20 protein-coding genes are annotated in these 21,991 nt (G+C 73.6%); 6 read left to right on the top strand and 14 right to left on the bottom strand.

Annotation, left to right across the window (positions count from 1 at the left end):
• Positions 1-118 precede the first annotated feature (118 nt).
• Both ACIBQZ_RS23245 and ACIBQZ_RS23240 read right to left on the bottom strand, forming a co-directional pair.
• Positions 119-1,492, bottom strand: a complete 1,374-nt coding sequence (locus tag ACIBQZ_RS23245) for a hypothetical protein (protein WP_396090849.1) — start codon at positions 1,490-1,492, stop codon at positions 119-121.
• 95 nt (positions 1,493-1,587) lie between these two features.
• Positions 1,588-1,716, bottom strand: coding sequence for a hypothetical protein (locus ACIBQZ_RS23240; protein ID WP_396090848.1), 129 nt, complete (start codon positions 1,714-1,716; stop codon positions 1,588-1,590).
• A gap of 99 nt (positions 1,717-1,815) precedes the next feature.
• Between ACIBQZ_RS23240 and ACIBQZ_RS23235 the strand changes: the two genes are divergently transcribed.
• The 3 genes from ACIBQZ_RS23235 (at position 1,816) to ACIBQZ_RS23225 (ending at position 5,412) form a co-directional block, all read left to right on the top strand.
• Positions 1,816-3,393: a phospholipase D family protein gene (locus tag ACIBQZ_RS23235; protein ID WP_396090847.1), complete on the top strand. Its 1,578-nt coding sequence runs from the start codon at positions 1,816-1,818 to the stop codon at positions 3,391-3,393.
• 70 nt (positions 3,394-3,463) lie between these two features.
• Positions 3,464-4,771, top strand: a complete 1,308-nt coding sequence (locus ACIBQZ_RS23230) for a sensor histidine kinase (RefSeq protein WP_396090846.1) — start codon at positions 3,464-3,466, stop codon at positions 4,769-4,771.
• Positions 4,759-5,412: a response regulator gene (locus ACIBQZ_RS23225; protein WP_396090845.1), complete on the top strand. Its 654-nt coding sequence runs from the start codon at positions 4,759-4,761 to the stop codon at positions 5,410-5,412. Before ACIBQZ_RS23230 ends, ACIBQZ_RS23225 begins: the two co-directional genes overlap by 13 nt.
• 4 nt (positions 5,413-5,416) lie before the next feature.
• On the opposite strand, the gene ACIBQZ_RS23220 is transcribed toward ACIBQZ_RS23225, so the two are convergent.
• From ACIBQZ_RS23220 to ACIBQZ_RS23205, 4 genes are all read right to left on the bottom strand, one after another.
• A complete protein-coding gene (locus ACIBQZ_RS23220) occupies positions 5,417-6,352 on the bottom strand; it encodes a sigma-70 family RNA polymerase sigma factor (RefSeq protein ID WP_396090844.1) in 936 nt (311 codons plus the stop codon).
• A gap of 10 nt (positions 6,353-6,362) precedes the next feature.
• Positions 6,363-7,553 (bottom strand): NAD(P)/FAD-dependent oxidoreductase, encoded by a 1,191-nt coding sequence (locus ACIBQZ_RS23215; protein WP_396090843.1) that lies wholly within the window; start codon positions 7,551-7,553, stop codon positions 6,363-6,365.
• 67 nt (positions 7,554-7,620) lie between these two features.
• The gene (locus ACIBQZ_RS23210) at positions 7,621-8,727 is read right to left on the bottom strand and encodes a protein-L-isoaspartate O-methyltransferase (protein WP_396090842.1); all 1,107 of its coding nucleotides are present in this window, start codon (positions 8,725-8,727) and stop codon (positions 7,621-7,623) included.
• A complete protein-coding gene (locus ACIBQZ_RS23205; RefSeq protein WP_396090841.1) occupies positions 8,724-9,896 on the bottom strand; it encodes a phosphotransferase family protein in 1,173 nt (390 codons plus the stop codon). The genes ACIBQZ_RS23210 and ACIBQZ_RS23205 overlap by 4 nt, the downstream gene beginning before the upstream one ends.
• A 65-nt stretch (positions 9,897-9,961) precedes the next feature.
• Between ACIBQZ_RS23205 and ACIBQZ_RS23200 the strand changes: the two genes are divergently transcribed.
• Entirely contained in the window at positions 9,962-10,747 is a 786-nt protein-coding gene (locus ACIBQZ_RS23200) for a transglutaminase domain-containing protein (RefSeq protein WP_396090840.1), read from the top strand.
• Here ACIBQZ_RS23200 and alc read toward each other — a convergent pair whose 3' ends face one another.
• On the bottom strand, positions 10,748-11,749 hold the full coding sequence (gene alc / locus ACIBQZ_RS23195) for an allantoicase (RefSeq protein WP_396090839.1): 1,002 nt from the start codon (positions 11,747-11,749) through the stop codon (positions 10,748-10,750).
• Positions 11,749-13,062 carry an allantoinase AllB gene (gene allB, locus ACIBQZ_RS23190; RefSeq protein WP_396090838.1) on the bottom strand — a complete coding sequence of 438 codons (1,314 nt, stop codon included), beginning with the start codon at positions 13,060-13,062 and terminating at the stop codon, positions 11,749-11,751. The genes alc and allB overlap by 1 nt, the downstream gene beginning before the upstream one ends.
• 52 nt (positions 13,063-13,114) lie before the next feature.
• Here allB and ACIBQZ_RS23185 point away from each other — a divergent pair, with 52 nt between their 5' ends.
• The gene (locus ACIBQZ_RS23185) at positions 13,115-13,735 is read left to right on the top strand and encodes a hypothetical protein (RefSeq protein WP_396090837.1); all 621 of its coding nucleotides are present in this window, start codon (positions 13,115-13,117) and stop codon (positions 13,733-13,735) included.
• A gap of 45 nt (positions 13,736-13,780) precedes the next feature.
• Here the strand turns inward: ACIBQZ_RS23185 and ACIBQZ_RS23180 are convergent, their stop codons facing one another.
• Genes ACIBQZ_RS23180 through ACIBQZ_RS23170 form a run of 3 tightly spaced genes read right to left on the bottom strand, consistent with a single transcriptional unit; the run spans position 13,781 to position 16,940 of the window.
• Positions 13,781-14,938, bottom strand: coding sequence for a DUF6986 family protein (locus tag ACIBQZ_RS23180; protein ID WP_396090836.1), 1,158 nt, complete (start codon positions 14,936-14,938; stop codon positions 13,781-13,783).
• A 2-nt stretch (positions 14,939-14,940) separates the two neighbouring features.
• On the bottom strand, positions 14,941-16,488 hold the full coding sequence (aceB, locus tag ACIBQZ_RS23175) for a malate synthase A (RefSeq protein ID WP_396090835.1): 1,548 nt from the start codon (positions 16,486-16,488) through the stop codon (positions 14,941-14,943).
• Complete coding sequence (locus tag ACIBQZ_RS23170; RefSeq protein ID WP_396090834.1) at positions 16,485-16,940, bottom strand: DUF4267 domain-containing protein; 456 nt, start codon at positions 16,938-16,940, stop codon at positions 16,485-16,487. The genes aceB and ACIBQZ_RS23170 overlap by 4 nt, the downstream gene beginning before the upstream one ends.
• Positions 16,941-17,019: 79 nt before the next feature.
• Here ACIBQZ_RS23170 and ACIBQZ_RS23165 point away from each other — a divergent pair, with 79 nt between their 5' ends.
• Positions 17,020-17,622: a TetR/AcrR family transcriptional regulator gene (locus tag ACIBQZ_RS23165; protein ID WP_396090833.1), complete on the top strand. Its 603-nt coding sequence runs from the start codon at positions 17,020-17,022 to the stop codon at positions 17,620-17,622.
• Between the two features lie 475 nt (positions 17,623-18,097).
• On the opposite strand, the gene ACIBQZ_RS23160 is transcribed toward ACIBQZ_RS23165, so the two are convergent.
• From ACIBQZ_RS23160 to pucL, 3 genes are all read right to left on the bottom strand, one after another.
• Positions 18,098-19,597, bottom strand: a complete 1,500-nt coding sequence (locus ACIBQZ_RS23160; protein ID WP_396090832.1) for a DUF1996 domain-containing protein — start codon at positions 19,595-19,597, stop codon at positions 18,098-18,100.
• 181 nt (positions 19,598-19,778) lie between these two features.
• Positions 19,779-21,131 carry an 8-oxoguanine deaminase gene (locus ACIBQZ_RS23155; protein WP_396090831.1) on the bottom strand — a complete coding sequence of 451 codons (1,353 nt, stop codon included), beginning with the start codon at positions 21,129-21,131 and terminating at the stop codon, positions 19,779-19,781.
• Entirely contained in the window at positions 21,128-21,988 is an 861-nt protein-coding gene (gene pucL / locus ACIBQZ_RS23150; RefSeq protein ID WP_396090830.1) for a factor-independent urate hydroxylase, read from the bottom strand. The genes ACIBQZ_RS23155 and pucL overlap by 4 nt, the downstream gene beginning before the upstream one ends.
• Positions 21,989-21,991: the final 3 nt, after the last annotated feature.

The following is a 21,991-nucleotide window of genomic DNA, read 5'->3' as shown; positions in this document are numbered from 1 at the left end:
GGCGGAGAGCGACCACGACCTCGGCCGGCAAGGGCTGGGCTTCACCGCCTGGGTCAGCGAACCCGAGGACCCTGCCCGCCGCCGAGGCCGACTGATCAGCGCCCTCGGCGGGGTGCGGTCACTTCGGGAAGGAGTTGGGGTCCACGTCGCTGGTCGAGGCGTTGCCGCCGACCACCGGCGTCAGCGTGATCGTCCAGATCGAGGCCGAGAACGACGTTGTCGTGAACTTGAACGTGTCGTCGAACTTGGAGAACGAGCAGTCCCGGGTGAAGCCCTTCTTGCCCTTGTCCCAGTCCTCCCCCGACGCCGTGTAGACGCGGTAGGTGCCGTCGCGGACGCCCTTGGCCGTGAACGTGCCGCCGCCGCGGACATAGACCGTCAGGACGGGCTTCGGCTTCTTGCCCTTGGTCGGCACCAGGCTGACCGTGGTGTCGTCCGCGCCGTTCTTGATTTTGAAGTGACCCGAGCCGCCGGTGCTCGAGCGCTTCAGGAACGTGCCCGTCTTGAGGCGGCGCTTGGTTTCCTTCGGCGCCGCCGGCAGGAACGTGCCGAACTTGAACGTCGCGTCGGCCGCTGCCAGCTTTTTCGCGTCCTCGCGGATGCCGTCGGCCCAGCCGGACTGCAGCACCGCCACCCACGGCGAGGCCGCCGGGCATTCCTGCTTCGCCGCCGCCGTCTCCTCCACCATGTCGCCGAGGCTTTCCAGCTCGAGGGTGAGCTGGCCGTGCGCCGGCGCCGCGCCGGACGGCGGCTGGGTGGCGCGCAGCTTGTCGGCCTCGGCGCGGATGGCGCTCGCCGCCGCCGGGGCCGCCTTGGCGAAGGTCGCGGTGTCGGAGGTGTTGAGCTTGCTGAAGGTCGCCCCGATCGCCGCGTCCGAGGCCGCCAGGGCCTGGACGTACTGCTCCGGGGTGAGCGGGCCGGTGGCCGTGGGGCCGCCGCTGACGTTGGCGGCGACGCCGTTGCGGCCGGCCTGCGGGCTGTCGTCGTCGCCACCGCCGAAGACCCGGACGATGCCGCAGCAGCCCAGGGCGAGCAGGACGACCAGGGAGCCGCCGATCACCGCGTTACGCCGGGTGTGGCTCGGCGCGGCGGGCGGCGGGGCGAAACCTTGCTGCTGGCCCGGGAAAGGCTGGCCCGGGAAGGGCTGGCCGGGGAACTGGGGCTGGCCGGGCGGCGGGTAACCCGGCGGCGGGTAGCCGGGCCCGGCCGCGGGCACCCCGGACTGGGGCTGCGCCGGGTAGGGCTGGGTCGGGAACTGCTGCCCGGGGTAGGGCTGCGGCGGCGGGAAGGGCGAGGACACCCGGATGGTCACGGCGACGTTGCCCGCCGTCGGGCTCTGCACCCACACGACCGAGCCGTCCACGGTCCCGGGCGGTACGACCACGGTCAGCTGACCGTGTGTCGGCGACCAGACGCTCCTGGTGGTGCCGGCCGCCGCTTCCGCCTGCGGGACCTCGATGACTGCGCTGCTGTACCCCGGATCCCCCGTCATGCCGACGAGTATGGATGAGCCGCGCCACGCCACGCTGCCCGGTATCCGTCAGCAGGGGCAACGGTTCGGTATCGACGGCGCGGAAACCCGGCGGATCAGGACATCATCACCATCGCGCCCGCGCCGAGCAGCACCAGCAGCAGCATCGCGATGAGCAGGCCGCGCTCGGAGGCGGCGGCGGGGTCGGCCGGGGCGGCGGTCGAGGTCAGCGGCTCGGTGCTCATTCGGGTTTCCTGTCTCGCGGGGGGACGCGTGCTTCAGCGTGCGTTCGGCCCTCGGGGGGCCTACGGTGAGGGCGTCGTCGACCTCGGAAGGGCTGCCCCGTGCCACTGGAGGACTGGTTCCTGACCGCGGGCGAGCGTGGCAACCCGGACTCCGAGATACCCACCTGGTGCGCCGGAAACACCGCCGAGCCGCTCATTCACGGAAAAACCTACTTCGACCGTCTGGTGGCGGAGGTGGAAGCGCTGCACGAGGGCGACCACCTGTTCTTCACCGACTGGCGGGGTGATCCCGACGAGCGGCTGCGCGACGACGGGCCGACGATCGCCGAGCTGTTCGCCGCGGCGGCCAAGCGCGGCGTGGTGGTCAAGGGCCTGCTCTGGCGCTCGCACCTGGACAAGCTCGCGTACAGCGAGGAGGAGAACCGCAACCTCGGCCAGGACATCGCGGCCGCCGGTGGCGAGGTGCTGCTCGACCAGCGGGTCCGGCGCGGCGGCTCGCACCACCAGAAGGTGGTGATCCTGCGTCACCCCGGCGAGCCGGAACGTGACATCGCGTTCGCCGGCGGCATCGACCTGTGCCACAGCCGCCGCGACGACCACGAGCACCACGGCGACCCGCAGCCGATCGCGATGGCCACGGCGTACGGGAAGAACCCGCCCTGGCACGACGTCCAGCTCGCGCTGCGCGGCCCGGTGGTCGGCGCCCTGGATCTGAGCTTCCGCGAGCGCTGGCAGGACCGGGTGCCGCTGGACCAGCACGGCCCGATCTCCACCATCGAGGACAAGCTCAAGGGCGCCGACCTGCACGCCGACAAGCTCCCGCCGCAGCCGCCGGACCCGCCGGAGTGCGGCCCGCACGACATCCAGGTGTTGCGCACCTATCCGGCGATGCGGCCGCCGTACGGCTTCGCCGGCCTGGGCGAGCGCAGCATCGCCCGCGGCTACACCAAGGCCATCAAACGGGCCCGCCGGCTGATCTACCTCGAGGACCAGTACCTGTGGTCCAAGGAGGTCGCCCAGCTCTTCGCCGACGCGCTCAACGACAACCCGGAGCTGCACCTGATCGCGGTCGTGCCGCGGCACCCGGACGTGGACGGCCGCTTCGCGCTGCCGCCCAACCAGGTGGGCCGCGAGGAGGCCATCGCGCTGTGCCGCAAGGCCGCCGGCGACCGGGTGCACGTCTTCGACGTGGAGAACCACGCCGGTGCGCCGGTCTACGTGCACGCCAAGGTCTGCGTGATCGACGACACCTGGGCCAGCACGGGCAGCGACAACTTCAACCGGCGCTCGTGGACCCACGACAGCGAGCTCTCCTGCGCCGTCCTGGACCGGACCCGTGACGAGCGCGAGCCCCGGGACCCGGCCGGCGGCGGCGAGGGCGCCCGGACGTACGCGCGGAACCTGCGGCTCACCCTGATGCGGGAGCACCTGGACCGCACCGACGACACGGACCTGCTCGACCCCGACGACGCCGTCCGCACGATCCGCGCCGCCGCCGACGCGCTGCGCGACTGGCACGCGGACGGCGAGCGGGGCCCCCGTCCGCCCGGCCGGCTGGTGCCGCACGAGACCGAGCGCCTGCCGTGGTACCAGCGGATCTGGGCGGTGCCGGCGTACCGGTTGATCTACGACCCGGACGGTCGCCCGTGGCGGGCCCGCCGTGACGGCACGTGGTAGTGCCAGGCATACCCCGGAAGTAGCCGTGGACGGCTGGGAACGACCACCCCGGGCTCCGTACGGTGACGCTGTGTCAACAATAGAAGCCCCCTGGCGATCCCTCGGCCGGCGCCGGTACCTGCTCTCCGCGGGCCCGTGGCGCGCCCTGCTCTACGTCCTGACCACGCTGCCGTTCGCCGGCGTCCTCGGCGCCGCCGTGGGCACGCTGATCCTGCCCTGGCTGGTCGCCGGCGTGCGGCTCACCGAGGGTCCCCCGCTCACCAGCGCGCTGCTGTTCCTCATGGTGACCGCGCTGGTGGTGCTGGCCGTGCTGGGCCCGCTGATCGCGATCCCGCTCGCCGCGGTCGAGCGGGGCCGGCTCGCGCTGATCGACCAGCGGCCGCTGCAGTCGGCGCACCGGCCGGTCGCCGCCGACCCGCTGATCTGGCTGCGGGTGCGCTACACCGAGGCGGCCACCTGGCGCGAGGTGCTCTACGGCGTCTTCCTCGGCCTGGTCGTCCCGGTCGTCTACAGCGCGTACGCGCTGTTGGTGCTGATCGACATCGGCTTCCTGCTGAGCCCGCTGTTCGCCGCGACGGGCACCGACAGCTGGCAGTTCGGCGTGTTCACCGTCCGCAGCGTCGGTCAGGCGATCCCGCTGGCGGTGGCCGGGCTGCTGCTGATCCCGGTCCTGGTCTACCTGCTGGGCCTGATCGCCGCCGGGCAGGGCACCGCCGCGCGGGCGCTGCTCGGCGACCGCGACGGCACCGCGCTGCGGGCGGTGGCGCAGTCCCGGGCCCGGCTGGTCGACGCGTTCGAGACCGAGCGCCGGCGCATCGAACGCGACCTGCACGACGGCGCCCAGCACCGGCTGACCAGCCTCACCCTGCAGCTAGGCATGGCCAGGCTGGACGTGCCGGCCGAGTCGCCCGCGGCTGCGCCGCTGGCCCGGGCGCACGACGAGGCCAAGGAGCTGATGGTGGTGCTGCGCGACCTGATCCACGACATCCGGCCGCAGGCGCTGGCCGACCTCGGGCTGCCCGCCGCGCTGCGGGAGCTGACGGTCCGTTCGCCGCTGCCGGTGACGGTCACGGTCGCCGACGGGCTGCACCGCCCGGCGCCGCACCTGGAGAGCACCGCGTACTTCGCGGCGTCGGAGGCGCTGGCCAACGTGGTCAAGCACGCCGGGGCGCACCGCGCCGACCTGCTGCTGGCCCGGATCGGCGACATGCTGGTGCTGGAGGTCCGCGACGACGGGCGGGGCGGCGCCGACCCCGCGCACGGCACCGGGCTGACCGGGCTCGCCGACCGGGTCGCGGCCGTCGGCGGCCGGCTGCTGCTGGCCAGCCCCGCCGGCGGCCCTACCCTGGTCCGGGTGGAGCTTCCGTGGCAGAGCTGATCCGGGTGGTGCTCGCCGAGGACGGCGTGCTGCTGCGCGAGGGCCTGGTCGGGGTGCTGTCCCGCTTCGGCTTCAGTGTGGTGGCGGCGGTCGGCGACGGCCCGGCGCTGCTCGCGGCGGTCGCCGAGCACCGGCCGGAGCTGGTGATCACCGACATCCGGATGCCGCCGGGCCACTCCGACGAGGGCCTGCGGGCGGCGGTCACCCTGCGCCGCCGGGAGCCCGGCCTGGCGGTGGTCGTGCTGAGCCAGTACGTGCAGGAGGAGTACGCGACCGCGCTGCTCGACACCGGCGACGGGCGGCGGGTCGGTTACCTGCTCAAGGACCGGGTGGTCGACGTGCAGGACTTCGTGGCGTCGCTGCGGACGGTGCTCGGCGGCGGCACGGTGGTCGACCCCGAGGTGGTGCGGCGGCTGCTGCGCCGGCCCCGGGACCCGCTGGCGGCGTTGTCGGCCCGCGAGCGGGAGGTGCTGGCGCTGGTCGCCGAGGGCCACTCGAACTCGGCGATCGCGGCCCGGCTGTTCGTGACCGAGGCGGCCGTGGGCAAGCACGTGGGCAGCATCCTGGCCAAGCTGGACCTGCCGCCGGCCGAGGACACCAACCGCCGGGTGCTGGCCGTGCTCGCCTATCTGCGCGCCTGACAGGTCACCACGAGGCGATCAGCGGGTCGGTGTGCTCACGCCGGCGCCACTGCAGGGTGAGGCGGGCGAGGCGGTCGGGGGCGGCGATGGCGCGTACGGCCGCGACCTTGCCGGAGCGGACCTCCAGGACCACCACGCCCACGACCCGGTCGGGCAGCGCGGCGATGACGGCCGGGGAGCCGTTGATCACGCCGGCGTACATCGCCAGGGCGCCGCCGGCCAGCCGGCGCTTCGCCGGGGTCGGCTTGAAGGCGCCCCGCAGGACGGCGGCGATCCGCTCGGGCGTCGAGAACCGCAGGATCTTCCCGGCCGGCCCCGCGCCGTCGGAGATCGCGGTCGCGTCGGCGGTGAGCAACGCCACCAGCCGTTCGGTGCGGCCCGAGGAGGCGGCATCGACGAAGGCCTCGACGACCCGGCGGGCGGCGGCCCCGGTGATCTCCCCGGCGCCGCGGCCGGTGGCGACCCGGCGGCGGGCCCGGTGGGCGTGCTGCTGGCTCGCCGACTCGGTGATGTCGAGGATCTCGGCGATCTCGGCGTGGCTGTAGGCGAAGGCCTCGCGCAGCACGTAGACGGCCCGCTCGACCGGCGAGAGGCGTTCCATGAGCAGCAGCACCGCCAGCGTCACCGATTCGCGCTGCTCGGCGGTGTCGGCCGGGCCCAGCATCGGGTCGCCGTCCAGCAGCGGTTCGGGCAGCCAGTCGCCGGCCGCGCGTTCGTGCCGCATCCGCGCCGAGCGCAGCCGGTCCAGCGCCAGGTTGGTGACCACCTTGGTCAGCCACGCCTCGGGCACGTCGATGCGCTCCCGGTCGGCGGCCTGCCAGCGCAGGAACGTATCCTGCACCGCGTCCTCGGCGTCGGCGGCCGAGCCGAGCAGCCGGTACGCGAGCGAGGCCAACCGGGTCCGGTTGGCCTCGAAACGCGCCACGGTGGCGGGGTCCATGAGCGCCACGCTAGTCGGTGACCAGCTCCGCGGCGCGGGCCGGCGTGACTGTCACGCGGCGCCGGCGGGCCGGCAGCCCGTACGTGGGGTGGTGCATGTTCCAGGCCGTTCCGCGCAGCACGAAGGCCTTGACCCGGGCGGCCGGGCGCCCGCGCAGCGACCAGGAACGGGACCGGGCGGCGCCGTCGACCGTCTGGAAGATCGCGTCCCGCCCGCCGAGACCGATGCAGTTGCCGAGGTACGGCAGCGGGCTCGTCGCGACCTTGTCGCCGGTGAGGTCCCCGATGATCGCGGCGGTCGCCTGCATCCGGGTGAACCCCGCCGAGGCGCACGACATCGGCAGCGGCTGCCCGTTGTCACCGACGGCGTAGGCGCTGTCGCCGGCGGCGTAGACCGCCGGGTGCGAGACGGAGCGCATCATGCGGTCGACGATGATCCGGCCGTCGTCCGCGACCTCGAGGCCGCCGGCGGCGGCGATGGGGTGCGCGGCGAAGCCGGCCGCCCAGACGGTCACGTCGGCGGCGAGGTCGGTCCCGTCGGCGGCCGTCGCACCGGTCTCCCCGACGCGCGTGATGGTGGTGTGCTCGTGCACGGTGATGCCGAACCGGTCGAAGGCGCGCAGCAGGTGCCGGCGCCCCTTCGCGCCCAGCCAGCCGCCCAGCTCGCCGGTGGTGGCGAGGGTGACCGTGAGCCCGGGCCGGGTCTCGGCGATCTCGGTGGCGGCCTCGATCGCGGTCAGGTTGCCGCCGACGACCAGCACCCGGCCGTGCCCGCCCAGCGCTGCCAGGCGGTGGCGCAGGCGCAGCGCCGCCGGCCCCTCAGCCACGTGGAAGGCGTGCTCGGCCACGCCCGGGACGCCCTGGTCGCCGATGGTGCTGCCCAGGGTGTAGAGCAGCGTGTCGTAGGGGATCCGGTCGGTGCCCGTGCCGTCGGTCACCGTGACGGTCCGCCGGCCGGCATCGACGGCGGTCACCTGGGCCACCCGGAGCCGGATGCCCGTGCCGGCGAACATCTCCGCCAGCGGGTAGCGGCGCAGGTCGTGGCCGGCGGCCACCTGGTGCAGGCGGATCCGCTCGACGAAGTCCGGCGCGGCGCTGACGACGGTGATCTTGACGTCGTCGGGGTGCAGGTGGCGGGCGAGGTAGCCGGCCGCGGAGGCTCCGGCGTAGCCGGCCCCCAGAACGATGATGCGGTGCCGCATGGTGTGACTCCCGTCTGGTTCGCGTGCCCTCTGAACGAGACAGCACCCGGATTCCTGACAGGACGGGCTACAGATGTTCCGGGCGCAGCTCCCAGGTGGCCGGCACCCAGATCGGCGCCTGCGGGTCGCCGGCGAGCTCCAGGCCGATCCGCCAGCTGCGCATCGACGGGCGGCCCGCCTCCAGCCAGCGGTCGACGATCTGCACGGCCGTCGTGCCGTACCGGTGAGCCTGCTCTCCCCCGGCCAGCACCGCGCCGTCCGGCAGGATCGCCGCGCCGCCGGTGCCGTCGTCGTCCAGCAGGACCAGCCCGCTCAGGTCGCGGTCGGGCAGCGCGGCGTGGGTGGCCCGGCGGCTCCACACCCCGGCGGCGTACCAGAGGTCGCGGTAGCTGTAGGAATCCAGCGCCGGGCTCCAGCGCGCCGGGGCGAACGGCACGAACCCGATCAGCCCCCCGGACGGCACCGGCGCCGGGTGCGAGCCCGGGTGCGCCGCGGTCAGCGGCCCGGCGGCGCTCATGAAGCCGGACGGGCAGATCACCGTCGCGGTCACCGGGCCCTCCGCGCCGCCCTCGACGGCCAGCACCGGGTGGGTGCCGGCGTGCTCGACGGGTACGACGATCGGGCCCGGCACGGTCTGGGCCAGCCAGCGGGGGGACACCCCGGCGACGCCGACGGTCACGATGGCCCGGTCGAAACTCTCCCCCGGCACGCCGGTGTAGCCGTCGCCGGTGAGCACGCGGACCCCCGGCACGCCGGCCGCCGCCAGCGCGGCCCGGGCCTGCTCGGCGACGTCGGCCTGCACGTCCACGCTGGTCACCCGCGCGCCCAGCGCGGCGAGCAGGGCGGCGTTGTAGCCGGTGCCGGCGCCGATCTCCAGCACCCGGTCGCCGGGACGCACGGCCAGGGCGTCCAGCATGATCGCCATCAGCGACGGCTGGCTGGAGGAGCTGACCGCCACCCGGCCGTCGATCTTGGTGACCAGCACGTCGTCGCGGTACACCGCGGCGCGGAAGCCGGCCGTGCCGGGCCGGGCCCAGGAGCCGTCCCGGCGCTGGAAGCCCTCGGCGACGAAGACGTCGCGGGGCACGGCGGCGAAGGCGGCGGCCAGCTCCGGCGTCAGGGGCGCGCCGTTGCGACGGAGCTGCTCCACGAACCGTCGGCGCAGGTCGGTCACGCCCTCCACCGTACGGCGGCAGCCACGGCCGCGCTCAGCCGCACCGGCACGTCCTCGGCGTGGTACGGCCGTTCGGCGGGCTCGATCCGGTCCAGGAAGTCCGCGTATGCCGCGGCCGCGCGCAGCTCCGCGACCGGCCGGAGCAGGTCGGCGGCCCGTTCCGGGGCACAGCCGGGCCGTTCCGCGCGCCACCGCCGGGCCCACTGCGCCAGCACGTCGCCGGGCTCGGCCAGGCCCTCGATGAGCCGCAGGATGTCGTACCCCGGATGGGCGACCGTCGCGTCACCCCAGTCGACGATCACCCGGGTGGCGCCGTCGCCACGCACGTTGCCGGGATGCAGGTCGCCGTGCACGAGCGTGTCGGGCAGCCCGCACTCCTCGATCGCCGCGAACCGCCCGGGCAGCTCGTCCACCAGCGCGGCCAGCCCGTCGATCCGGTCCAGGTACGGCTCGGCCACCCGGGCGTACCGGTCGGCGTCGAACCGCCGGTCGGGCACGCCGGCGGTGAGCAGGTCGTCGATCCGGGCGGCGAAGTGCGCCTGGACCGGGTGCCAGTCGGCGGCGACCGCGGCGCAGAAGCCGGCCCCGGCGCCGTACCGGTCCTCGCCGGGCACGTGGGCGAGCAGCATCCGGCCCGGGGCGGCGGCGCGCAGCACCCGGGGCACCAGGCCGGGCGCGACGCCGTCCACCTGCGCCAGCACGACGGGCTCGTGCGCGAACATCGCCGGCACCTGCTTGAGCCAGGCCACCGGGCCGTCCGGGCCGTCCAGGTGCCAGATCATCGACAGGTTCCAGGTGCGCTGCTGCACGGCGGTCAGGTCGTCGCGCCCGGCCGCGGCGAGGGCCCAGGCCACCGAGGCGGCCGGGCCACCGGGCTCCGCGTACGGGGCCCGCAGCGGGTGCGGCGACAGATCCACGTCGGCCGGCGCCAGCACGGCCACGGGCGGCACGAAGACCTGGGCGAGGTATGTCACGTGACCGCCCGGCCAGTGCGCCCGGTCGGCGTGGAGCAGCCGCAGCACCTGCACCTCGACGCCGTGCTCCCGGCGGGCCGCGTCGACCACGTCGGCGACCTCCTGCCACCACGGCACCTCGACGGGGAACGGGGGCAGCGCGCCGAGCAGCCCGCCGTCGGCATCAACAAGGACAAGCGTCACGGTTCGGCCCACGCCCAGGACCGTAGCGGGTGTCCGACGAAACCCGGTCGACATATCCGTCTGGATACCGTGGCGTGGTGAACAACTCCCAGGTCGGCGCGACCCTCGTCTTCGACGTCACCGAGCCCGCCGAGATCGTCCTGCAGATCGCCGCCGCCGACCCGGTCACCGAGACGCTGACCCTGCAGAGCGGCGGCCGCGCGCTGGCGGCGACCGAGCTGCCCGGCCGCCAGCACTACGTCCGGGCGCCCGAGGGCCGGCTGACGGTGACGTACGCGGCGGAGGTCGCCGGCACCGGCCCGGTGCCGGCCGACGTCACCGAGCTGGACCGGATCGTCGCGCTGCGGCCCAGCCGGTACTGCCCGACCGACCGGATGACCGGCTTCGCGGGCGGGCTGTTCGGCGGCCTGCCGGACGCGACCGCCACGGTCCGGGCGATCCGCGACTGGGTGCACGACCACCTGAGCTACGAGCCGGGCAGCAGCGGCCCGAGCACCGACGCGGCGGACACGCTGCTCGACGGGCGCGGCGTGTGCCGCGACTACGCCCACCTGGTCGCGACGCTGTGCCGGGCGATGAACGTGCCGGCCCGGGTGGCCGCGGTCTACGCGCCGGGGCTGTCCCCGATGGACTTCCACCTGGTGGTGGAGGCCGCGCCGGCGGGCCGCTGGCAGGTCTGGGACGCGACCGGGCTGGCGCCGCGGCAGAGCCTGATCCGGATCGCCACCGGCCGGGACGCGGCGGACACCGCGCTGGCCACCACCCTGTCCGGCCTGCTGACCATGCCGGAGCTGGTCATCACCGCGGTGGCCGGCGGCGACCTGCCGCTGGACGACCACACCGGCCCGGTGGAGCTGCGCTGACTACGTGACCGCCTCGTAGCGGGCGCGCAGCACCGCGCCGTCCGGGCGCCCATGCAGGCGGATCCGGGCCATCCCGCCGTCCGGGAAGATGTCCAGCCGGACGTGGGTCGCCACCGGGACCACCGAGACACCGAAGCGGTGCCGGGTGTCCGGCGAGAGCCGCACCTGCGGCAGCAGGTCGAACCAGTCGGTCGGGTCGTCGAGCAGCCCGGTGCGCGCGTCGATGCCGCGCAGCGTGGCGCTGCCCGGGGCGTTGCCCTTGAAGTGGCTGGTGTCCAGCTCGGCCAGCTCGATCACCGACGGCACCGCCAGCTGCACCAGCACCCAGTCGTTGCCGTCGTCGCGGCGCCGGGAGGTCTCCCAGCCGTCGCCCATCGACCGGGCCAGCCCCGGGTAGATCATGTTCTGCGGGTGGCCGTAGAACATGTTGCTGCACCCGGCGATCCGGGCGCCGTGCTCGGCGGCGGCCACGTCGAAGACGCTCGGCAGCAGCCGCGGGTCCGGCACCACCTCGCCGTGCACCCGCAGCCGGGCCACCCCGCCGTCGGGGTAGATGTTCAGCCGCACGTGGGTGTAACGCTGGCTGGAGTCGACGGCGAACAGGTTCTGGCTGTCGCCGACCAGCGGCGAGCGCGGCACCAGCGACACCCAGTGCGCCTCGGCGAGCTGGATCGGATCGGGATAACCCTCCAGCGCCGCGGCCTCGACCGAGGCGTGCGGCGGGTAGTTGCCGGTGAAGAACGCGGTGTCGATGTCAACGCCGTGCACCACGCCGGGCGCGCCGAGCCGGACGATCGCGGTGTCGTGGCCGGGCTCGCGGCGCCGGCGGGTCTCCCAGCCGTCGTACACCTGGCCCTTGTGCCCGAAGGTCTGCGGCGCGAACACCGGCCGGGCCGGCTCGACCAGGTGGTCGGCGGCGGCGAAGAACTCGTCGTTGGTGAACACCACCCCACCGCCGAAGGTCCGCGACGCCAGGTCGGGCAGCAGCGTGAACTCTTCCATCAGGAACCCTCCCGGGTCAGCAGGACGCCGCGAGGGGCGTCGCCGGTCACGGTCCGTCCGCGCAGCCAGGTGGTGCGGACCACCCCGGTCAGAACCTTTCCCGCGTACGGGGTGACGGGGTTGCGGTGATGCAGCCGTACGGGATCCACGGTGAACTCCGCCGCCGGGTCGAAGGCGACCAGGTCGGCGTCCGCCCCCACCGCGATCCGGCCCTTGCCGGCGAGCCCGACCAGGTCGGCGGGCCGGCGCGCCATCCAGCTCACCACGTCGGCGAGGGTGTAGCCGCGCGCCCGGGCGGCGGTCCAGACCACCGGCAGGCCGAGCTGCACCGACGCGATGCCGCCCCACGCCGCGGCGAAGTCGCCGGTGTCCTGCCGCTTGAGCTCCGGGGTGCACGGCGAATGGTCGCTGACCACGCAGGTGATGAGCCCGTCGGCGAGCGCGGCCCAGAGCAGGTCGGCGTTCGCGGCGTCGCGGATCGGCGGGCAGCACTTGAACTCGGTCGCGCCGGCCGGGATCGCGGCGGCGTCCAGGGTCAGGTAGTGCGGGCAGGTCTCGGCGGTGACCCGCAACCCGTCGGCCTTGGCCCGGGCGATCAGCGGCAGGGCACTCGCGGCGGACAGGTGCAGGATGTGCACGCGCCCCCCGGTGGCCCGGGCGGCCTCGACGGCGGTCGCCACGGCGGCGTGCTCGGCCTCCGGCGGCCGGGAGGCGAGAAAATCCGCGTACGCCGGGGAGGACGCGGCGGCGTGCAGGTGGTCGGGGTCCTCGGCGTGCACCACGAACTGGGCGTCGACCGCGCGCAGGGCCTCGCCGAGCTGGTCGGCGGTCAGCGGCGGGAACTCGGGCACCCCGGAGTCGGCGAGGAAGGCCTTGAAGCCGTACACCCCGGCGGCGTGCAGGGCGGGCAGCGCGCCCGCGTTGCCGGGCACGGCGCCACCCCAGAAGCCGACGTCAACGTGGATCTGCCCGCGGGCCGCCGCCTGCTTGACCACGAGCGCGGCCACGTCAACCGTCGGCGGCAGGCTGTTCAGCGGCATGTCCACGATGGCGGTGACCCCACCGGCCGCGGCAGCCCGGGTAGCGGTGGCAAAACCCTCCCACTCGGTGCGCCCGGGCTCGTTGACGTGCACGTGGGTGTCGACCAGCCCGGGCAGCAGCGCCAGCTCGCCGAGATCGATGTCCTCATCCGCCTCGACCACCGCGTCCCGGTCGTCGACGGCCACGATCCGCCCCCCGGCGACGGAGACCGCGGCGGGACGCTCACCACCCGCGACAACGGCACGCCGGGACCGCAGCACGAGATCGACCATGCGCCGAGCCTAGCTGCCCGGCGTCGCCGGACGGCTCCGTCACGCGAAGCCGATGTCCGGTTCCCGACCGTCCCGGGCACCGAATCTGATGATCGTCTATAAAGAGGCACCGACCACGAGGAGCACCGACACCTTGACCCGCCGCATGTCCTCCCGCAAGGTCGCCCTGAGCGCCGCCTTCCTCGCCCTGGCTGCCGGCGGCACCGCCGCCTGCGACACCACCTCGGACGAAGACACCTACGAAACGGTCTACAGCTCGGACTCGGACGGCTACGACCCGGCCCCGTCCGACGAATACCTCGACGAGGACGAATCGGACGAGGAGGTCTTCTACTGCGCCGACGAGAACGGCGAAATCGTCGACGAGGACGAGTGCGACACCAGCGACGGGGGTTCGTCGTATTTCCTGTGGCACTCCAGCGGCTATGCGCGGGGCCTGCGCCCGGGGACGACGCTGAACGGTGGTGACTCGTTCCCGGCGAACGACCGGACCAGCCGGCGAGCGTTCGCCCTGCCGGCGAAGGGGAAGGTGGGCAATGGCACCGTCAAGACGAACGTCGTGGGGCGCAGCAGCGGCGGGTCCGGGGTCAGCGGTGGATCTGGGGTCAGCGGTGGCGGGTCTGGGATCAGTGGCGGCGGGTCTGGGATCAGCGGCGGCAGCTCGGGCGGCTGAGCAGGCTCAGGTCAGCGGCGGCAGCTCGGGCGGCTGAGGCTCGGGTCAGCCCGGTCGGGTCAGGGCGGTCAGTTCCGCGCGGGTGAAGCCCACGTTGTCCAGCGCGCCGCAGTCCAGCCCGCGCAGCAGGTAGCCGGCCAGCGCGCGGGCCGTTGCCGGCTCGTCCAGGATTCCGCCCGACTGGCGGTCCAGGTAGCGGCGCAGCCGGCGCGAGGCGGCGTCCATCCCGTCGGCGAAGAAGGCGTAGGTGGCCGCATACCGGGTCGGCAGCTGCGCCGGGTGCAGGTCCCAGCCCTGGTAGAAGCCGCGTTCCAGAGAGCGGCGGACCAGCCGGTGGTGCAGCGCCCAGGCGTCGTGGACAGCCACGTCGGAGCCGACCGGCAGGATGTTGGTCGAGCCGTCCGAGAGCCGGACCCCGGTGCCCGCCGCCGCAGCCTGGATGACCGCCTTGGCGTAGTCGGCGACCGGGTGGTCCATCGCCTGGTACGCGGCCGCCACCCCGGCCGCCGCGCTGTAGTCGTACGTGCCGTAGTGCAGGCCCGTGCACCGGCCGCCGGCCGCAGTGATGAGGCGGGCCACCGTGGCGGTGCCGTCCGCGCCGAGCACCGCCGCGGGCAGCTCGATCTGGATCTCGAAGCGGAGCGTGCCGGCGGCCAGCCCGTACCCGCGTTCCAGCAGCTCGCAGAGCGCGACCATCGCGGTGACCTGGTCCGGACCGCTCACCTTGGGCAGCGTGACCACGAACGGCTCGGCGTACAGCGACAGGAACAGGTCCAGCGTGCGCAGGCTGCGGTGCCGGGTCGCGGCCTCCAGCGACTTGATCCGGATGCCGACGAACGGCGGCCGCGGACCCTCGGTCAGCACCGCGACGGCCGTCTTGACCGCCGCGTCCTCCTGATCGTCGTCCCGGACGCCGTAGCCGTCCTCGAAGTCGACCCGCAGGTCCTCGATCGGCTCGGTGGCCAGCTTGGCCCGGACCCGGTCGGCGAGCGCGGCCGGGAACGGCAGCGGCGGGCAGTCGTCCAGGGCCTGGAGCGCCAGCGCACCCCAATCCCGGAAGCCGCCGATGCGGTCGGCCGGGATGTAAACCGTGTGCACCGGCTGCCGCCCGGCCCGCTCCCCCGGATAACGGGTCCGCAGGAACGCGTCGTGGGCGGCGAGCCGGTCGTCCAGGGCGGCGTAGTCGTCGTCGCTGAGCCGCATCGTCAGTCGATCGAGTCGTAGGCGGCCGTCGTCAGGAAGTCCGCGAAGTCGTCGGCGAGTGCGACCCGCTCGAACAGCTTGCGGGCGTCGTCGAAGCGGCTGCCCGCCCAGGCCTGGTCGCCCAGCGCCTCGCGGATCTTGGCGAGCTCCTCGTCCTCGATCCGGCCGACCAGGTCGGCGGTGATCTCGGTGCCGTCGTCGAGGCGTACCCCGTTGTGGATCCACTGCCAGACCTGGGAGCGGGAGATCTCCGCGGTGGCCGCGTCCTCCATCAGGTTGTTGATCGCGACCGCGCCGTTGCCACGCAGCCAGGCCTCCAGGTATTGCAGGGCGACCGAGACGTTGCCACGCAGGCCCGCCTCGGTGACCGCGCCGCCGGTGGCCGCCACGTCGAGCAGCTGGGCCGCGTCGACGCTGACCTCGTCGCGGCGGCGGTCGAGCTGGTTCGGCCGGTCGCCGAGCACCCGGTCGAAGATCTCCTGGCAGACCGGGACGAGGTCGGGGTGGGCCACCCAGGAGCCGTCGAAGCCGTCGCCGGCCTCGCGTTCCTTGTCCTCGCGGACCTTGGCCAGCGCCACCTCGTTGACGGCCGGGTCACGGCGGCTGGGGATGAAGGCGGCCATGCCGCCCATCGCGAAAGCGCCGCGCTTGTGGCAGGTGGAGACCAGCAGCTCCGTGTACGCCCGCATGAACGGCGCCGTCATCGTGACCGCGGCCCGGTCCGGCAGCACCATCGTCGGGTTGTCCCGGAAGTACTTGATGATGCTGAACAGGTAGTCCCAGCGGCCGGCGTTGAGCCCGGAGATGTGCGGGCGCAGCGCGTGCAGGATCTCGTCCATCTCGAACGCGGCCGGGATGGTCTCGATCAGCACGGTGGCCCGGATGGTGCCCACCGGGATGCCGAGCGTCTCCTGGGCGTACGTGAAGACGTCGTTCCAGAGCGCCGCCTCCTTGTGCGACTCCATCTTGGGCAGGTAGAAATACGGCCCGCTGCCCCGGCTGAGCAGCTCGGCGGCGTTGTGGAAGAAGTACAGCCCGAAGTCGACCAGCGCACCGACGGCCGGCTCGCCGTCCACCGGCAGGTGCCGCTCGTCCAGATGCCAGCCCCGCGGCCGCATCACGATGGTCGGATACGGCCCGCCGCCCAGCTCGTACGTCTTCGTGTCGGTCTCCAGGCTGATCGTGCGCCGGATCGCGTCATAGAGGTTTTGCTGGCCGTCGACCACGTTCGACCAGTGCGGGGTGTTGGCGTCCTCGAGGTCGGCCAGCCACACCTTGGCGCCGGAGTTGAGCGCGTTGATGGTCATCTTGCGCTCGGTCGGCCCGGTGATCTCCACCCGCCGATCGGTGAGGTCGGCGGGCGCGGCGGGCACCGTCCAGTCCCCCGCGCGCACGTCGGCCGTCTCGGGCAGGAAGCCCAGGCTGCCCCCGGCGGCGATCTCGGCCCGCCGGGCGCCCCGGGCGGCCAGCAGCTCGTTGCGGCGCGGCCGGAACCGCCGGTTCAGATCGGCGACGAACGCCACAGCCTCGTCGGACAAAATCTCGGTCACGGTCGGCGACTCCCCTCACTCAGATGACTCGCACCGCGCGCATCTCCTCGTACCGTATCGGTCCGCGCGCCCGGCGCGCGCTTCTCGCGCAGCAGCAGGACCGCGGTGAGAAGGACCACCGCGGCCGCGCCGCCGTGCACCATCAGCGCGGTTGCCCAGGTGCCGCCGTCGGTGACGACGGCGGCCGCGTCGCCGAGCGGGATCACCAGGTCGGCCAGGATGACCCAGCCGAGCGTCCGCCGGCTGCCGGTGGCCAGCACCGCGAAGATCACCAGCCCGTAGGCGACATCGCGGACCCCCTTGACGACGAAATAGCCCGCGGCGTCGCCGGTCGGCCAGGGCTCGATGCCGAAGCCGGCGGCCGCGCCGTCGGGGTTGAGCAGGAAGTTGAGGCCGAAGAACAGGCCGGCGAGACCACAGAGAACCGCAAGTGCGGTGGTGAAGCGAGCCATGATGCCCCTATCGGCGCTAGGTGTGCGAGCAACGCTAGCGCGACTTTGCTAGAAAGTCTAGCGGTGCTAGAGTCGGGGCATGGCCGTGAAGGAAAGACGCGAGCGCGAGCGTGCCGAGCGTCGTCAGCTGATCCTCCGCTCAGCCCGGGAGCTGGCCGAGGCCGAGGGCTGGGAGGCGGTGACCACCCGCCGCCTTGCGGACCGGGTGGAATACAGCCAGCCGGTCCTCTACAGCCACTTCGCCGGCAAGGACGCGATCGTGGCGGCGGTGGCCGTCGAGGGCTTCGCCGAGCTGGCCGCCGAGCTCCGCACCGCCCGAGCCGGCGCCGGCCGTGCCGATGCCGCGTTGCGCGCGGTCGCTGACTCCTACGTGGAGTTCGCCCGCACCCACCCCGCGCTGTACGACGCGATGTTCGCCCAGCCCGTCGGCCTCACCTTCGGCACCGGCGAGTCACCGGCCGCGGCGCGGGAGGCGTTCGATGAGCTGCGGACGGCCCTGCTCTCCGTGGTGGCGGGCCACGACTTGGAGAGCCTCACCGAGGTCTTCTGGAGTTCGCTGCACGGCTTGGTGAGCCTCGGCCGCGGGCACCGGCTGCGGGTCGACCACGCGGCGGCCCGGCTCGACATCCTGGTCGACTACGTGGCCTCCCCGCACGGTCACCGCACCGGGCCGCCGCCGTGACGCCGCACCGCGGCCGGGATTGGCTCATCACGCCAGAACATCGCAGGGCAACGCGCCGAATTCCCGCCGTGCAACCACCGGACCGCCGCCCCGATGCCGCACCCGGCCATGACCGCCTCACCACACCGGACCGCCGCGCAGCCACCCCGGCCGGGCCGCCGCGGCCTACAGCCCGACCACCCGCCGGACACCGCGCCGCACCCCCGCCGGGCCGCCACCCCGATGCCGCACCCGGCCATAACCGCCTCACCACACCGGACCGCCGCGCAGCCACCCCGGCCCGGCCGCCCGCCGGCCTACAGCCCGACCACCCGCCGGACCACCGCGCCATACCCCCGCCGGGCCTCCACGCCCGACACCCGCCCGCTCCGCGACGCCGGCATGGCGATGGCCCCCGCGGGGAAACGGGGGCCATCGCTTTTCTCTATCTGGGGATGAAGGTGCCCCTGGGGATGGGGCACCCGATGGAGCCGATCTAGAAATTGCCGAACGAATCGCACTTCGCCTTCTGCACGATGCAGTTCTTGACCCGGCTGCCCAGAGCCGCGTCCTCCCAGGCGAAGAACGCGTCACCGTGCATCGACGAAGCCAGGCCCGACGACAGCTTGAAGCCCGCCGCGCTGCCCGACGTCGGGTAGCCGATCACGAAGGCCAGCGACGGGATCGCGATCGGGAACTTGCCGCTCGCACACGTTCCGTCGTTGCCGGTCGGGCCCACGTGCGACTTGTGGTCGGGGCTGTCCAGGTGCACGCCGTCCCAGCAGTCCGGGAAGGTCAGGTGGTAGGTCAGCTCGGCGGTCTTCGCGCAGACCGGCCAGTTGCCGTCCGCGCTGCGGCCGATCTCGCCGCCCGCGCCGGCGCACCAGAACTGGCCCGCGGCGCCCTTCGGTGTGGGCACCTGCCGCTTCGCGTCGCCGACGATCATGCGGAAGCCCTGCGGGAACGGCACTGTCCTGGTCGGGTCCTTGAGGCGTGAGCCGTAGTAGACGGTGACGCCGTGCGGGTCGACCTTCTTGCCGTTCTCGGTCAGTTCCGGCACCCAGTACGCGGACCGGTCCTCGCCGGGCTTGCAGCTCGATCCGGCGTTGGCCAGCAGCGTCATGGTGGTCGTGTTCGCGTCGGTGCTGTTGTTGCCCAGGAACGTGTGCATGTGCGAGGCGGCCGACATGCCCGGGAAGACGATCGGGTCGTCGGGCAGCGAGTGGCTGACCGTGCAGGAGGCGTTGAACTCCGGCACCCGCACGTTGCCCGCCGGCACCGCCTCGGGCTTCATCGCGGTGAACTCGGCGAGTTGCTTCTCCCACTTCGCCCGGTCCATGGTGACCCAGCCGTCACCGGACGGGGCGTCACCGCTCGGCGTCGGCGCCGCGGAGGTCACCGGAGGCGGGGACGACGGCAGCGACGGAGACGATGGCGGAGATGAAGGCGGTGCCACCACCGGCCCGAACGTGAACCAGTTGATGTTCACGAAGTCGTTGCGCTGCGCGCTCTTGAGCACCGCGAAGACGGTCTGCTTGCCTGCCGGCACGGACGCCGCGGTCGCCTTGACCGTGGTCCACTTCTGCCAGCCGCCGGTCCTCGCCACCGGGAATGTCGCCAGCAGCGCGCCCGTCCGCGAGCCCAGGTGCAGCTCGATCGAGCCACTCGCGGTGTTGTCCGAGGCGATCCGGGCGGTCAGGTCCGCGCCGGTCACCGGGACCCCGTCGTATCGCAGCCAGTCGCCGGACGCGAGCCAGCCGACGTTTCTGCCCCCGTCGGCGTCGCCGGTGCCCTCGACCCGCGCGCCCGACTGGGCGCCGTACGCCTCGGCCTGGACGCGGCCCGGCACGACGGTTTCGGCGGCGCTGGCGTTGGCGACGTAGATGCCGCTGCCGCCGAGCGCGGCGGCCACCGCCGCGGCCAGGGCGATGCGGGTGGTGCGCCGGCGCCGCTTGGCGGTCTCGCCGGGCGCAACGTGTGCGGGGGTTGTCCGCATGACCATTCCTTCGTTCTGCCAAGCCGGGCGGAGAAAGCGTTTCCGCCAGGGAGTATGCAGAGGTCAGGAGGCTTGTATCAAGCTGCGAAAGAAGATTTCAGAAAGGCCTTTTCGAACCCCGCAGGTCGCCGCGACACGGCCTACGGATAACAATTAATCGGGGCGACTTCCTTAAGTTTTCCTAAACTTCGTCGAGCAACCGGCGGTGCGCCTTGCGGGCACGCAGGGTGAGAGCGCGGGCGTCCGCGTGCACCAGCTCGCCGCGTTCCACCACCGGCCGGCCGCCGACCAGGGCCAGCTCGACCGGCGCCGCCGGGCCCAGCACCAGCGCCGCGACCTTGTCGTCGATGCCGTCGTGGCCCAGCCCGTCCAGGCGCCACAGCACCAGGTCCGCGAGCTTACCCACCTCGATCGATCCGAGGTCGTCCGCCCGGCCCAGGCAGCGGGCGCCGCCCATCGTGCCGAGCCGCAGCGACTCGCGGGCCGACAGCGCCGTGGGGCCGCCGCGCAGCCGGGCCACGTACAGGGCCTGGCGGAGTTCCTCGCCCAGGTGGGCCGCCTCCTGCGATGCCGAGCCGTCCACGCCCAGGCCCACTGGGACGCCGGCGTCCAGCAGGTCGCGGACCCGGGCCAGGCCGGCGCCGAGGCGGGCGTTGGAGCTGGGGCAGTGCGCCACCCCGGTGCCGGTCGCGCCGAGCCGGGCCACGGCCGCGTCGTCCAGGTGCACGCCGTGCGCCAGCCACACGTCCGGGCCGAGCCAGCCGAGCTGTTCCGCGTACTCGACCGGGGTGCAGCCGAACTGCTCCCGGCAGAAGTCCTCCTCGTCGTCGGTCTCCGCCAGGTGGGTGTGCAGCCGGACGCCCTTGCGGCGGGCCAGCGCGGCGGCCTCGCTCATCAGCTTGCGGGTCACCGAGAACGGCGAGCAGGGCGAGACGCCGATCTGCAGCATCGACTCCGGCGACGGGTCGTGCCAGCGGTCGATCGCCGCCTCGGTGGCCGTCAGCGCCGCGTCGGTGTCCTCGACCACGTGGTCCGGCGGCAGCCCGCCCGCGGACCGGCCCAGGTCCATCGAGCCGCGGGTCGGGTGGAACCGCAGCCCGATCTGCCGTGCCGCCTCGATCTCGGCGGCCAGCACGTCGCCGCCGTCGCGCGGGAAGACGTAGTGGTGGTCCATGCTCGTGGTGCAGCCCGACAGCGCCAGCCAGCCCAGGCCCGCGCCCGCGGCGGCGCCGACCGCCTCGGCGTCGATGCGCCCCCAGATCGGGTACAGCGTGGTGAGCCAGCCGAACAGGTTGTCGTCCTGGGCCAGGCCTCGGGTCACCCACTGGTAGAGGTGGTGGTGGGTGTTGATCAGCCCGGGGGTGACCAGGCAGCCGGTGCCGTCGACCCGGCGCGGCGAGCCCGGCAGCGGGCCCGCGCCACCGGCGCCGACAGCGGTGATCCGGCCGTCGTCACCCACGACCACATGGCCGTCCGCATACTCGGTGCCGGCCGCGTCGACCGTCGCGACGGTCACGTTCTCGATCACGATCACAGGTACCACTCCGCGCCGGCCGGGGACGCGTCGTCGCGGGTCACGGTGCCCTCGATCAGACCGTACGGGCGGTCGCCGGCGATGAAGACCTCCTGCGGGTTGTCCAGCCCGAACGGCGCCAGGTCGACCAGGTAGTGATGCTTGTTCGGCAGCGCCAACCGCACCTCGGCGATCTCCGGCCGCTCCCGCAGCACCCGCTCGCCCATCGCGTACAGGGTCTGCTGGAGCGAAAGGCTGTACGTGCCCACGAAGGCCGCCACCAGCGCGTCCCTGGCGCCGGCGAACGAGGCGTCCCAGTCGGTGTCGTCGGTCGCGTGCCGCCAGCGAGCGTCGACGGCGGTGGCCAGGATCCGGTCGGTGGTCTCCGGCAGCGTCGTGTAGCGGTCGCGGGGGAAGCCGTGGAACTCCGAGTCGGTCGTGTTGAGCAGCACCAGGTCCTTCAGGCCGGACACCACCTGCGCCCCCGCGCCGGTGACGGTCACCGCGGCGGTCCGTACGAGATCACCCGAGCGGCGGAACGAGTGCGGTCCCAGCCGCTCCCAGCCGAACGACTCGATGCTCACCGTGGCGGTGGCGACCTGCGGCTGGGTGGTCACGAAGTGCCGGGCCAGCAGCAGCCCGAACGCCTCCGGCGCGCCGACGCCGTGCTCGCGGGCGAACGCGTACACGGTGTTCTTCATCGTGTCGGTGGGCAGCACCCCGGCGTTGTCGCCGGTCAGGTGGGTCGCCGCCAGGTCGCCGGAGAGCGCGACGCTGACGTTGAGGTCCGCCAGCTCGTGGCTGTCCCCGCCGCGGGCGACGTGCACCAGGCGCGTCTCCGCCTTGCCGTATCGGTTGCGGCCCAACACGATCGCCACGCG

Origin of the sequence: Actinoplanes sp. NPDC049599 (assembly GCF_044465625.1) — a bacterium.
Taxonomy (GTDB): domain Bacteria; phylum Actinomycetota; class Actinomycetes; order Mycobacteriales; family Micromonosporaceae; genus Actinoplanes.
The sequence above is the reverse complement of the archived record's forward strand: the minus strand, read 5'-3'. Positions and strand labels throughout refer to the sequence as shown.

Coding starts and splice junctions, on each gene's coding strand:
- ACIBQZ_RS23215 (WP_396090843.1), bottom strand. CDS start 7,553: ATGCGGCACCGCATCATCGTTCTGGGGGCCGGCTACGCCGGAGCCTCC.
- ACIBQZ_RS23245 (WP_396090849.1), bottom strand. CDS start 1,492: ATGACGGGGGATCCGGGGTACAGCAGCGCAGTCATCGAGGTCCCGCAG.
- allB (WP_396090838.1), bottom strand. CDS start 13,062: ATGGTCGATCTCGTGCTGCGGTCCCGGCGTGCCGTTGTCGCGGGTGGT.
- ACIBQZ_RS23220 (WP_396090844.1), bottom strand. CDS start 6,352: ATGGACCCCGCCACCGTGGCGCGTTTCGAGGCCAACCGGACCCGGTTG.
- alc (WP_396090839.1), bottom strand. CDS start 11,749: ATGGAAGAGTTCACGCTGCTGCCCGACCTGGCGTCGCGGACCTTCGGC.
- ACIBQZ_RS23240 (WP_396090848.1), bottom strand. CDS start 1,716: ATGAGCACCGAGCCGCTGACCTCGACCGCCGCCCCGGCCGACCCCGCC.
- ACIBQZ_RS23160 (WP_396090832.1), bottom strand. CDS start 19,597: ATGCGGACAACCCCCGCACACGTTGCGCCCGGCGAGACCGCCAAGCGG.
- ACIBQZ_RS23185 (WP_396090837.1), top strand. CDS start 13,115: ATGTCCGGTTCCCGACCGTCCCGGGCACCGAATCTGATGATCGTCTAT.
- ACIBQZ_RS23180 (WP_396090836.1), bottom strand. CDS start 14,938: ATGCGGCTCAGCGACGACGACTACGCCGCCCTGGACGACCGGCTCGCC.
- ACIBQZ_RS23170 (WP_396090834.1), bottom strand. CDS start 16,940: ATGGCTCGCTTCACCACCGCACTTGCGGTTCTCTGTGGTCTCGCCGGC.
- ACIBQZ_RS23165 (WP_396090833.1), top strand. CDS start 17,020: ATGGCCGTGAAGGAAAGACGCGAGCGCGAGCGTGCCGAGCGTCGTCAG.